The organism is Paraburkholderia sp. Ac-20342 (assembly GCF_017104985.1).
Lineage (GTDB): Bacteria > Pseudomonadota > Gammaproteobacteria > Burkholderiales > Burkholderiaceae > Paraburkholderia.
Map to the genome: position 1 here is coordinate 1 of NZ_JAAGPQ010000058.1, position 12,523 is coordinate 12,523.

The 12,523-nt window shown below is 63.3% G+C and carries 12 protein-coding genes; 5 read left to right on the plus strand and 7 right to left on the minus strand.

Features of this window, described 5'->3' with window-relative positions; translation table 11 throughout:
* The 5 genes from G3N58_RS21955 to G3N58_RS21975 all read right to left on the minus strand — a co-directional run.
* Window positions 1-595 (minus strand): amidohydrolase family protein (locus G3N58_RS21955; protein WP_206000210.1); only part of this gene is annotated, 595 nt, incomplete at its 3' end.
* 67 nt (window positions 596-662) lie between these two features.
* Entirely contained in the window at window positions 663-1,694 is a 1,032-nt protein-coding gene (locus G3N58_RS21960) for a porin (RefSeq protein WP_206000211.1), read from the minus strand.
* Between the two features lie 183 nt (window positions 1,695-1,877).
* Window positions 1,878-3,236, minus strand: a complete 1,359-nt coding sequence (dctA, locus tag G3N58_RS21965; RefSeq protein WP_206000212.1) for a C4-dicarboxylate transporter DctA — start codon at window positions 3,234-3,236, stop codon at window positions 1,878-1,880.
* 68 nt (window positions 3,237-3,304) lie between these two features.
* Complete coding sequence (locus G3N58_RS21970; protein ID WP_206000213.1) at window positions 3,305-4,216, minus strand: hypothetical protein; 912 nt, start codon at window positions 4,214-4,216, stop codon at window positions 3,305-3,307.
* A gap of 35 nt (window positions 4,217-4,251) precedes the next feature.
* The gene (locus tag G3N58_RS21975; protein ID WP_206000214.1) at window positions 4,252-5,103 is read right to left on the minus strand and encodes an amidohydrolase family protein; all 852 of its coding nucleotides are present in this window, start codon (window positions 5,101-5,103) and stop codon (window positions 4,252-4,254) included.
* Between the two features lie 142 nt (window positions 5,104-5,245).
* On the opposite strand from G3N58_RS21975, the gene G3N58_RS21980 reads away from it, so the two are divergent.
* The gene (locus tag G3N58_RS21980; protein ID WP_206000215.1) at window positions 5,246-6,487 is read left to right on the plus strand and encodes a LysR substrate-binding domain-containing protein; all 1,242 of its coding nucleotides are present in this window, start codon (window positions 5,246-5,248) and stop codon (window positions 6,485-6,487) included.
* A 61-nt stretch (window positions 6,488-6,548) separates the two neighbouring features.
* Here G3N58_RS21980 and G3N58_RS21985 read toward each other — a convergent pair whose 3' ends face one another.
* Window positions 6,549-6,971, minus strand: coding sequence for a hypothetical protein (locus tag G3N58_RS21985; RefSeq protein WP_206000216.1), 423 nt, complete (start codon window positions 6,969-6,971; stop codon window positions 6,549-6,551).
* Between the two features lie 162 nt (window positions 6,972-7,133).
* Between G3N58_RS21985 and G3N58_RS21990 the strand changes: the two genes are divergently transcribed.
* From G3N58_RS21990 to G3N58_RS22005, 4 genes are all read left to right on the plus strand, one after another.
* Window positions 7,134-8,075 carry a LysR family transcriptional regulator gene (locus G3N58_RS21990; RefSeq protein ID WP_167041400.1) on the plus strand — a complete coding sequence of 314 codons (942 nt, stop codon included), beginning with the start codon at window positions 7,134-7,136 and terminating at the stop codon, window positions 8,073-8,075.
* A gap of 189 nt (window positions 8,076-8,264) precedes the next feature.
* Complete coding sequence (locus tag G3N58_RS21995) at window positions 8,265-8,912, plus strand: hydrolase (RefSeq protein ID WP_167041397.1); 648 nt, start codon at window positions 8,265-8,267, stop codon at window positions 8,910-8,912.
* A 232-nt stretch (window positions 8,913-9,144) separates the two neighbouring features.
* On the plus strand, window positions 9,145-9,429 hold the full coding sequence (locus G3N58_RS22000; protein ID WP_167041394.1) for a DUF1427 family protein: 285 nt from the start codon (window positions 9,145-9,147) through the stop codon (window positions 9,427-9,429).
* 41 nt (window positions 9,430-9,470) lie between these two features.
* Window positions 9,471-11,045: an MFS transporter gene (locus tag G3N58_RS22005; protein ID WP_206000217.1), complete on the plus strand. Its 1,575-nt coding sequence runs from the start codon at window positions 9,471-9,473 to the stop codon at window positions 11,043-11,045.
* 118 nt (window positions 11,046-11,163) lie between these two features.
* Here the strand turns inward: G3N58_RS22005 and G3N58_RS22010 are convergent, their stop codons facing one another.
* Entirely contained in the window at window positions 11,164-12,135 is a 972-nt protein-coding gene (locus G3N58_RS22010; protein WP_205192799.1) for a LysR family transcriptional regulator, read from the minus strand.
* Between the last annotated feature and the right edge of the window lie 388 nt (window positions 12,136-12,523).

Here is a 12,523-nt window from a genome sequence, read left to right on the forward strand (position 1 = left end):
TATCCGCATTCAGATAATGCGCGCCGGTCGTGTGGAAGCACGCATTGCAGCTCGTGCTCACGTGAACCATGGCGGGAATGTCGTACTCCACCATCTTCTCGTAGATCGGGTACCAGTAGCGATCCGACAGCGGCGGACTGGTCCAGTAACCGCCCGACGGATCGGGATTCAGATTGATCGCGACATTGCCGTATTGCTCGACGCATTTGACGAGTTCAGGAATGCAGGTGGCCGTATCCACGCCCGGACTTTGCGGCAGCATCGCGGCCGGCACGAAATGCCCGGGGAACAACTGGCTCACGCGATAGCACAGTTCGTTGCAGATCGCGGCCCATGTTGCCGAGATGGCGGCATCGCCAATGTGATGCGCCATGAAGCTCGCGCGCGGACTGAAGATCGTCAGATCAAGGCCGCGCGCGAGCATGAGCCTCAACTGATTGTTCTCGATCGACTCGCGCAGTTCGTCGTCGCTGATCTGCAACTCCGATACCTTGGGCATCGCCGACGGATTCGCAATGCCTGCGATCTGGCGGTTGCGCCACGTCTCCAATGCTTTCGGCGCGGTCGTATAGTGGCCGTGGATATCGATAATCATGCCTGGCTCTCCCTGGAAATTCAGCGCGCGATACCGCCAACGCGCGTTTGCCTGTCGGTTTGAACGGTTAGAACAGCACGTCGAGACCCACGGTGACGGCGGTCTGACTCGACGCGCCGGCCGGGTTCAACGTGCTGACCACGGCGTGTTTGTACGACGTGTAATCGAGTTCGCTGTACAGCGTAGTGCGCTTGGACAGCAGATAAGCGAGCGACACCACCGAGATGCCGCGGCGGCTCGCCTTGTCGGTGGAAACGGTGGTCTGATAGTAGCCGCCGGTGAAGACCAGGTCCGGCTTGATGCTCCAGGCAAGGCCGCCGAACGCGTTGTTCGTCACCTGGTGCGCCGCGTTGGGGTTCTGCTGGTCTTCCGACATGAAGCCGCCCGACACACGCACCGGGCCGATCTGGTAAGCGGCGCCGGCCATGTAATAGCTGTCGCTGACGTAGGTCGTGCCGCTCAGAATGTTGCGATGCCCGTACACGCCGCCGATGCTGGCCGGCCCCATGCCATAGCTCAGGCCGACCGAGCGCGTCGCCCCGCTGCTGAAATCGCCGGCCACGCCGCCGAACGAGTTGTCCGCTTCGAACAGCAGCGGCCCGAAGTCGTTCTTGTACTTGATAGCGTTGTTGTTGCGCGTGCCGTCCGACGCGGTGGTCAACGGCAGGATCGGCGTGAAGTGAAAGCCGAATGGATCGTAAATGCTGATGATGTCGTGCGAGATCGTGTACTGGCGCCCGAGATCGATCGACCCGTATTTCGTGTGCCCAATGCCGACATACGCTTGCCGGTTGAACAGCACACCGTTGGTGTTGTCCAGCTGGCCATTGCCGAGATTGAATCCGCTCTCCAGCCGGAAGTGCGCGTTCCAGCCGCCACCGAGGTCTTCCCGGCCCAGAAAGCCGAGTTTGTTCGAACTGTAGTAGCCGTTGGAATTCATCGTCACCACCGAGCCGCCACCGACGGCCGCATTGTTCTGGTAACGCACGCCGCCATCTACCGTGCCGTATATCTGGACACTGGTTTGCGCATGCGCGGACATCGTGCCCGCCGCCAGCGACAACCCTGCTCCAATCGTTCTCCAAATCTTTATTTTCATGATATGTCTCTAATCCGATGTATTTATCTGGATTGAATGAAGAGAAAAAACCTCTCATCCGATTCGTATAACTCGTTACGCGAAGTGATCCGTTGCATTCTTTTCGGGTGCGTCGAACCCGCTGAACCGGCTCGGCGGCTCAGCTGGTGTGACAGGCAAGTGCTTCAGGTGATTTAAGTGCTTTTAACTGCCGGCCTGGCCGCCGCTCGGGTGGCTCAGGTGGCCCGACGCAATCGCATCCGGCCGGAAGCCCGCCGCCAGTTCGCGGCTCAGCGCAACGCGGTCGAGCGCCTTTTCCCAGTTCGCCACGACAATGGTTGCGACGCTGTTGCCGATGATGTTGGTGAACACGAATCCGCTCGACATGGCTCGGTGAATACCGAGCACGAGAGCGATGGATTCGACCGGAATCGTGTTCGACGCGGTCAGCGTAGCCGCCAGCACGGCGATGGCCGCGCCGGACACCCCCGCCGCGCCTTTCGACGTGAGCAGCAGCACCGCGAGCAGGACCAGCTGATCGTGCCAGTTCATCGGCGTGTTGGTGGCCTGGGCGAGAAAGACCGCCGCCGCGGCGAAGTACAGGCAGGTGCCGTCGTGATTGAACGTATAGGCCGTCGGCAAAACCAGACCGACCACCGACTTCTCGCATCCGAGCCGTTCGAGCTTGTCGATCAGTTGCGGAAATACCGTCTCCGAAGAACTCGTGCCGATCACGAGCAGCAACTCCGCGCCGATATAGCGCATCAAACGCAGCAGACTGAAGCCGTTGACCCTCGCGATCGGCCAGAGAATCAGCAGAATGAACAGCGCGCAGGTCAGATAGAACTCGAGCACGAGCTTGCCGAGCGAGATCAGCGTGCCGAACCCGAACTTGCTGACCGTGAAGGAGATCGCGCCGAATGCGGCGAGCGGCGCGATTTTCATCGTGAGCCCGATGATCCAGAAGAGCGAACCCGACACCGCTTCGATCAGGTCCATGGCCGGCTGTGCGCGCTCGCCGATCGCGGCGAGTCCGAATGCGAATAGCACCGAGAAGAACAGCACCTGCAACACGTCGCCGCCGGCGAACGCGCTGATTGCCGTGTGCGGAATCACATTGAGCAGGAATTCGCTCGTCGTGACGAAGTGATGCGCCTTGGCGACATACGTGTCGACGGCGGCGGAATGCACGCTGTGCATGTCCACGTTCATGCCGACACCGGGCTTGAGCAGGTTCACGACCACGAGACCGAGTACCAGCGCGATCGACGTCACCACTTCGAAATAGAAGAGCGCCTTGATCGCGACGCGGCCGACTTTCTTGAAATCGCTCACGCCCGCAATGCCGCTGCACACCGTACAGAAGATGATCGGGCCGATCAGCATCTGGATGATGCGGATAAAGGCATCGCCGAGAGGTTGCAGGTTGATGCCGAACTTCGGAAAGAAGTAACCCGTGGCGATGCCTAACGCCATGCCGGCCAATACCTGGAAGGACAGATCGAGGTAGAACGGACGGCGTTCCCTGGGTTTCGCGGCGGCGGATTTGCCGGGCAAGCTCATGGTGTCTCCTTGACGGACTGCGGCGAATTCGGATTCGCTCAGGATGCGTGAAGCGGACGTGCGTTGCGCTAACGCGCGGCGTCGCCCAGAATGCCGAGGCTGTCGGCGAAGATTTCCTCGACGCTCAGCTTGCGCGGCAGCAATTGCTGTTGCTCGCAGAAGGCCAGAGTTTCTTCGAGCGGCCCGCGTAGTGCGTCATAGCCGAACAGCAGCTTGTCGGGCTGGCCCGTGCTCTGCCCGGCAGCCGCGGCCTTGCCGCGTTTGAGCAGGTCGTACACCGCGCGCACGGCTTGCGGATTCGCATCGGCCAGCGCCTGTGTCACCACAACGACATGATTGATCGGCACGTAACGATGCAGCGCGTACCACTCACGGTCGGCGACCGCGGCATTCTCGATCAGCGGCTTGAATTCCGGCTCGCCCGGCAGATCGTTGCCGAGGATCGCGGCGTCGATCTCGCCCTCACGCAGCATCGACAGCAATTGCTTGCCGGCCTCGGCACGGCGCACGAAAGCGGGTTCGACATACTCTTCCAGATGCGCGCCTTCGATCGTCACCCACTCGATCTCGTCGAGCGGCACGCCGTAGGTTTCCCCGAGAATCGCGCGCACCCACACGCCGGTGGTCTGCGAGTAGGCCCGCACGCCGATCCGCTTGCCCGCGAGATGGCTCAGGTCGGGCTTGGCGCGCCCCGCGTTGTAGATGATGCAGCCTTGCTGGAAGCGCGCGGCCACGACCGCGGGCAAGAGCACGAGCGGCTTGCCGTAGGCTTTCGCCTGAAGATACGTGACGATGGCCAGTTCGCTGACGTCGAACGCCTGGCGGCGCGCCATCGGCGCGAACGCGCGATGGATCGGCTCGATCTCCTCGAACAGCAGTTCGACCGCCGGGTCCGTCAGCTCGCCCGCTTTCAGTGCTCGCGTATGCGGATAGGTTTTCAGTGCGGCCTTCAGGCGCAGAGGTTGCGTTGCAGTACTCACGTTCGGGTCTCCCGGTTGCATTCGAAGTCGACGTTTCAGGCGGCGAGCGCCGGATAGATCGCGCGCGCGGTGCCGGAGAAGATCGCGGCTTGCGCGTCGGCCGGCAGCATCGCAAGACTCTCGCGAGCGTCGGCGAGCAGTTGCGGCAGCGCGCCTTCGGCCGCCGGGAAATTCGAGCCCCACGCAATGCGATGCGCGCCGAACGCTTCGAGCACGCGCGGGAAAAACGCCGCGGGCGTCGACGCGCCTCGGCCGGCTTCGGCGATCGTGCGATTCGTGAGCTTCAGATACACGCCCTGATGCGGCGCGAGGCTGAAGAGCGGCGCGGCTGCTTCGTACGGCGGGCCGCCGGCCAGTTCGGGACGCGCGAGGTGATCGAGCAGAACGCGGATGTCCGGAAAGCGCGCGAGCATGTTCAGCAGCGCGGGAATGCCCTGTGCGGTCATCTGCAGACAAATCGACACATTGTGGCGCTGCGCGTATTCCCAGACCGGGAACGAGCGCTCGTCGTCGAGCCAGCCCGCCTGCCCCGGCATCGTGCTGCCGGTCGTGAACAGACGCAGGCCCGAGAGGCCCGCGTCGAGCCAGCGCTGCATCTGGGAGACGGCGTCGTCCGCCAGCACGTCGATCGAGAACACCCCCGCGAAGCGATCCGGATGGCTGCGCACCGCCTCGACCACATAACTATTGTCGTTGCCATACACCGTCGACGCCTGCACCACGACCGCCCGGTCGATGCCCGCTTCGTCCAGCGACGCGAGCAGCTCTTCGAAGCTGACCGGGCGCTTCGCCGACCACTCCGACTGGTGGCCGCCGACCGGGGCGATCGGATAGCGTTGTTTATCGGGGGAAATTGCATGAGTATGCGTGTCGATGACGATTGACATGAAGGCGCTCCTGACGGGAAATGTTCTGCTGGAATGGGTGTTAATGTAAGCTCGATAGCGTTGAATGCCTCAATATGAAGTGAGGCCCAGCTCATAAATTCTGGTTAATCTAAGGGTTTTTTCGGGGCCGTCTGGAGGGCCAATGAAAGCGTCAGGAGAAACGTCATCGGATGAAGATCAGGCGCGCCTGCGGCGCCTTTTCCTGTTCGATGCGGTGTGCGAGGCCGGTGGCATCGGGCAGGCGGCGATCCGCGCGGGGCGCACGCAGCCGGCGGTCAGCGTCGCGATCAGCAAGCTCGAAGCGGGCTTTGGCGGCCCGCTGTTCGAACGCGGCTTCGGCGGCAGCGAATTGACCGGCGAAGGCCTCATCCTGCAGCGGCGCGTGCGCCGCATGCTCGATCAGATCGAGCGTGCCGTCATGGGCCTGACGGGCCAGGCGACGGCCACGCACGCGGCGAAGATCTGCCGCCGCCTCACCGACGCGCAGGTGCGCTGCCACATCGCGATCGCCGACGCGGGCTCCGCGGCCGAGGCCGCGCTGTCATTGGGCATTTCGCAGCCCGCCGTGCATCGGGCCGCGCGGCAAATCGAACAGAACGTCGGCGTGTCGCTATACCGGCGCCGTGTGCATAGCGTGTCGGCGAACGCTGCCGGCATCGAGTTCGCGCGCTGTTTGAGCCTCGCGCTTCATGAGATCGCGCAGGCGGGCGAGGACCTGGCCTACGCTCGCGGGCAGCTCACCGGCAAGGTGGCGATCGGCGTCCTGCCGCTGCTGCCGCCACGCCTCGTCGCGCGCGTCATTCAGCGCTTGCGCGAGGGCTATCCTGCCGCACGCGTCACGGTGGAAGAAGGCTCGCATGCGCATCTGCTGCGCAAATTGCGTAGCGGCGCGCTCGACATCATCATCGGCGGCTTGCGCGGGGCGCGTCTTGCCGGGGCCGCGCAGGAAACGGAGCTGTTTGCCGACCCTTACGTGGCGGCCGTGCGCAAGGGGCATCGGCTGGCAAGGCGCAAGCGCATCGCCCTGCTCGATCTCGCCGGCCACGACTGGGTCATGCCCGAGCACAACGTGCCGCGCCGCGCGGTGATCGATTCGATTTTCGAGCAGTTGCCGGTCAAGCCGCCGCTGGCGCTCGAAACCAGTTCTCTTGCGATGATGCTGGCGATGCTGATGGAAAGCGATTGCATCACGTTGTTGTCGCGCGCGCAGATTCGCGACGCCTATCCGGGGCGCGAACTGGTCGCGCTGGAACTGGCCTTGCCCGAAGCGCGCCGCGCGGTCGGCTATACGGTGCGCAGCGACTGGCTCGGCACGGCGGTCCAGCAGGCCTTCGTCGAGCTTCTGCGCTCGGAGAGCGCGTTAGAATCCGCTCACGAACGATGAAACGCGCACCTGTGCGTCAATTGCACGGCCAGGGCGCGCCCTGCTTCGAGCAAACGGTAGCTCAGGCCTGCTCGTTCACGAGGCCGCCGGTTTTCCCGGAGCCGAGCATCAATTGGGACAGCGCGGCCGTCGCCTGCTCGATGGCCGACGAAATCGACGCGACCTGACCGCGCAACGCGCTGGCCGCGCTCTGATCCCCGGGTGACGACAGCTTCGTCAGTTGGGATTGAAGATGCGCCAGTTCCTGCTGAAGACGCCGGATTTCCGCCTTCAGCGCGCGCATGGCCGGAGACTCGGATGAAGATGACGAAGAGGCGGAACCCGATGTTCCCGCTCCCGCGCTATGGCTCGCGGGATTCGAATTCGCCGCGCCGTTGCTCGCGGCCGGCGGCTTCCCGCTATCGGCGCTAGTGCCCGGGTTCTGCGCTGGCGAAACGGAAGCGGCCGAAGTGCTGCCGATATTGCCGACTGGCGTAAGCGTCATTGGTAAACTTCCCATAGTTGTTTCGATAGCTGTATGTCGGCAAGATGAAAAAAGTTCTTGAGGCCAATCACGCATACTCACGGCCGGGTGTTCCGGCTTCGCCGATGAGTTCCGGGTACATACGGCGAGCTATTGGCAGGAAGCCGCTTTTCAGAGGACATCATGAACGATCCCCTTCACGCGCTCTCATGGGACGACCTGCGCATCGTCAAGGCAATCGGCGATAGCGGCGGCCTCGTCGCCGCGGCCGCCGTGCTCGACATGAATCACTCCACGGTCAGCCGCCGGCTCGCGGCCGTCGAGCGCGTGCTGCAAGCCGTGCTGTTCGACCGGCGCCGCAACGGCTATGTGCCGACCGGCGCGGGCGCCGAGCTGATCGCGCTGGCCGGGCGCATCGAAACCGACATCCACGCCGTGACCCGGCGCGTGTCGGGTCATGCGCACAGCTATACGGGCAACCTGCGCATCACGACGAGCGACGCGCTGCTGCTCGACTTTCTCACGCCGATCATCGCGGACTTCCAGCGCCGCAACGCGGGCCTGCGCATTGAAACCCTCGTCGGCAACAAGTCGCTCAATCTCGCGCGCGGCGAATCCGACATCGCGTTTCGCGCCACCGTGGCACCGCCCGAGAACCTGTTCGGCCGCAAGCTCGCCACCATCGCATGGGCCATTTATGGGCGCAGGGCCGACTACGTCGGCGTATCGCCGTCGAGAGAAGTACTCTATCAGCGCCGCTGGGTATCGTACGGCAAGAACCTCGCCGGTCTCATGGCGTTCGACTTCGTCAACGCACACGTACCGGCGGAAAACATTCTCCATCGCAGCGATTCCGTCGTCGGCGTCACCTCGGCGATCGCGGCCGGCATCGGCATCGGCCTGCTGCCCTGCATGCACGGCGACCTGCTCGGCGGACTCGTGCGCATCGGTCCTGTCGAGCCGCGAGTCTACGACGAATTGTGGGTGCTGACGCATCCCGACATCCGCAAGTCGGGCCGGGTTCATGCGTTCATGAAGCATTGCGCGGAAGCGATTACGCAGCATCGCAACTTCATCGAAGGCAGAGAACCGCGCATGCGTCACTCGATGGAACTCGATCGATAGTTCAATGCGAACGTCCGCAGTTTTACACATGCCATTCCGCAAAACTGCACCCCCCTATGCGGACTCGCTCACTTAGAATCCTCCGCATGCCGATGACTTGCGGTTGTCCTCCAGCCCCCCCTGTCAACCGTCTCTCGCAGGCCATCGGCTGAATTCCAGCCAACCCATTCACTCCACGAGGACCGAGTAATGAGCATCCAAGCCATCGCCAAACCCGCTGCTTCCCTTCTGAGCCCCAACGACCACGCGCTGGTCCTGATCGATCACCAGGCGCAGATGGCATTCAACACGAAGTCGATCGACATCACCAATCTGCGCGCTAACGCAGCCATTCTTGCTCACACCGGCAAGGGCTTCAACGTGCCGACGATCATCTCGACGATCTCGAAGGACAGCTTCGCTGGCCCGCTCTTCGACGAAATCACCGACGCGTTTCCGGATGCGGAAGTCACCGACCGCACGACGTCCAATGCATGGGAAGACGAGAACTTCATCGCCCGTATCAACGCAACCGGCAAGAACCGCCTGGTCATCGCCGGCCTGTGGACGTCGGTTTGCTGCAACGGCCCAGTGATTTCCGCGCTCGAGCAAGGCTTCGAAGTCTATGTCGTCACCGATGCATGCGGCGACGGCTCGGTCGAAGCGCATGAACGCGCAGTCGCACGGATGATCCAGGCCGGCGCGCGTCCGATCACGGCACTCACCTATCTGCTCGAACTGCAACGCGACTGGGCACGTACCGAAACGTACGACGTGACGACCGGCATCGCCATGAAGTTCGGCGGCGCATTCGGCGTGGGTATCGAGTACGCGAAGGCGATGCTCGGCGCGCACTGATATCGCCAACGTCAAGCTTGATTTCCGCTTGATGACGGGGCCGCGTCACGGCCGCACGCCTGCACGAAGCAGCGCGCGCGGCGCGCGATGCGGCCCCGCTTCCGTCAGCGCGCCTTGAATCAAGGTATCGATTCGATGCATTGGCTCAAGCATTTATTTGAACATTCATCTGGACGATAAGCCCGCCTGCGGCAAAGTCGTTCGTTCATCGAAACACCGCGGCAAGCATTGCATGAAATCCTATCTCCTGTCGCTCGCTGCCGGTCTCCTCGTGGGCCTCGTCTATTCGCTGCTGAAAGTGCGCTCGCCGGCACCGCCGCTGATCGCCCTGGTCGGCCTGCTCGGCATCCTGATCGGCGAACAGGCGCTGCCCACCGTGAAACGGCTGATGTCCGAATCCAGCGCCGCGACGAACGTACACGCCCGTAGCGAGCAGACAACGTCGGGGCAGGTGACAGGACTTGCGCCGCGCCCGACGCGCGCGAATGAAGATACCGCTGGCCAGCACCAGCCTTGAACCGGCTTTGACCCAGCCTTGCCCCGCAACGAGACCCCATCATGAATACGGCTGCCGATTCGCCGCTCAGGATTCCTATTTTCAGGGCGCTGTGGATCGCCACCATCGTTTCGAATATCGGCACGTGGATGCAGGATGTCGGCGCGGGCTGGCTGATGACGTCCCTGTCGCGCGACCCGCTGCTGGTGGCGGCGGTGCAGGCCGCGACCACGCTGCCGATGTTCGTGCTGTCGATGCCCGCCGGCGCGCTCGCCGACATCGTCGACCGCAGGCGGCTGCTGCTCGCCACGCAATGGTGGATGGTGGCCGGCGCGGCCCTGCTCTCGATCTTTACGTTCGCCGGCCTGTGCACCCCGTGGCTGCTGCTGGCGATGGTCGCGGCAATCGCCACCGGCATGACGCTCAGCGCACCGGCTTTCCAGGCGACCATCCCCGAACTGGTGCCGCCCGCGAGCCTGCCGCGCGCGATTGCGCTGCTCAGCCTCGGCATCAATATCGCACGCGCGATCGGGCCGGCCGCGGGCGGCCTCGTGATCGCCGCCGCCGGCGGCCCGGCGGCGGTCTTCGCGCTCAATGCGCTATCCAGCATCGGCGTCGCCATAGTGCTGTTGCGCTGGCAACGCACGCCGCGCAAATCGGGCCTGCCCGCCGAACACTTTCTCGGCGCCTTGCAAGCCGGTGTGCGTTACACACGGCAGTCGCCCGCCATGCTGACGGTACTGCTGCGCAGCGCGGCGTTCTTCGTATTTGCAAGCGCGCTCTGGGCCTTGCTGCCGGTGATCGGCCGGCGCGATCTCGGCTTGAGCTCCATCGGCTACGGCGCGCTGCTCGCCTGCCTCGGCTTCGGCGCCATCGCCGGTGCATTGCTTCTGCGCGTGCTCTCCGGACGGATTTCGTGCAACGCGATGATGCTCGCCGCGTCGCTGCTGTTCGCGGCGGCGACTGCATTGCTCGGCATGGCCTCGACCTTTGCCATGGCCGCGCCGGTCATGTTCGCGGCGGGCGTCGCATGGATCACGATCATGTCGTCGCTCACCGGCGCGGCGCAGATGGCCGCGCCCGCCTGGGTCAAGGCGCGTACGCTCGCGCTCTATATGCTCGTCTCGCAAGGCACGATGACCGCGGGTTCGACCTTCTGGGGATGGGTCGCCGCGCATGCAGGCGTGCAAGTAGCACTGCTCGCGGCCGGCGCGGCGCTCGGCATCGCGCAGTTGCTCGCCTTGCGTTTCCCGCTCGACGCCGCCGCGAAGCTCGACCTCACACCCGCGGCCGACTGGCCCGCGCCGCATGTGGAAGGCGACATGCAGAACGATCGCGGCCCGGTGCTCGTCACGATCGAGTATCGCATCGCACCGGCGAGTTCCGCCGACTTCACGCTCGCGATGGCACGGCTGCAAGCCAGCCGGCGCCGTGGCGGCGCCCTCTCCTGGGGGTTGTATGAAGATGCGGCGCAGGCGGGTCTGTTCGTCGAGACCTTCGTCGTCGAGAGCTGGATCGAACATTTGCGCCAGCACGAACGTGTCACGCGCGCCGACCGCGAATGCGAGGAAACCGCCCGGCAATTTCATATCGGCACCGAGGCGCCGCGAATCCGTCATCTGATTGCGCCTGCGTGACGGATGGCTCCGGCGTTTCGATAGGGAATCCGAAGCTCTCCCGACATCGGCATGAAGCTCGCGAATACCGTTTTGGTGTTTCAGGATCAGTACGATTCAATTCGCACAAAAGCGTCGATCAGACCCATGAAAGCCGGGAACCACCCGGCGACGGCGAAGCGCCAACCGAATGTCCCCGATAGACGGCCCTGCCCTCGATCAATTCGCGCCGCCCGATGATCGCCTCGGCGCAGTGCGCCATAAACGCGCTCACCCGGCCGGATTTGCGGATGTCGGGATGCGTCAGAAGCCACAGCTCGTCATACACCTCGGGTATCACGGGGCTCAATCGGGTGATGCCGGTAACCAGGTCGCCGTACATGCAGGGCAAAAGACCGATGCCGATCCCCGCGGTAATGGCGGAGACCACGCCGATAATAGAGTCGCTTCGATAGACGATATTGCAGGGGTCGACGTGTTCATCGATAAAACTGAATGCCTTGAGCCCGCTCAAGTCCCGGCAATAGGACACCCACGGTCGACGATCGATGATGTCGCCCGCGGGAGAGCCGTTCGCGCTATCGGCCGCGCGGCCATAAATCGCCCATGCGACGGTGCCGAGCTTGCGTCCGAACAGGTTTTCCGGCGGCGCCAGCGTGGCTCGAATCGCAATGTCGGAGTCGCCGCGCGCGAGATTCAGGGGCTTGTTGCCGACCATCATCTCGATCTGCACACCCGGGTTGCGAGTGCGGAAATCCGCGACGATCGGGATAACGAAATCCCGCACGAGCGCATCGCTGGTCGTAATGCGCAGATTGCCTTTTTGACTGTCGGCGTGGCTGGACACGCGCTTCGTCATACTAAGAATATCCAGCTCGATACGGCTGGCCAACGCAATCACTTCTTCACCCGCCGCGGTCGGCCCGTAGCCGCTGCGGCGCCGGTCGAACAACACGGCGCCCAAGGCCCGTTCGACCGCGGAGAGCCGCCGGGAAACCGTCGAATGGTTGAGCCCGAGCGCTGTTGCGGCGGCAACGAGGCTGCCGCCCTCTGCGATAGCTTTGACGATACGCAAATCATCCCAAAGTGGATTCGCGGAAGTGTCTGTCACAATGGTCCTTCAGATGCGTTCTGGAGAAACCGCGGTCCGCGACGAGTTTTCAGTCACCACCTTGCAGCCATACTTCATGCTTCCGGCACCGCATTTCTCTCAACAATGCCTTTGATGTCCGATACACAACATTCATATGATCCAGCGCCGCGGTCTCTCTTCGAATTCGCCGTGGAGCGGGTTTATTATGTGAGGTTACCTGCAAGAAAACAAACGACTAATCTTTCTCGCATCCAGCATTTGTCCTGCTAGACAGATGCGATCATACAGGATCGCATCTGTTTTCATGCGCGACGCATACAATCCGCCTGACCGGCCGGGAACGCGGCAACGTACTGCTTGCTGCCCGCTTCCCGTCGCTTCCCGTTCAAAGCGCCGCTCGCACCGC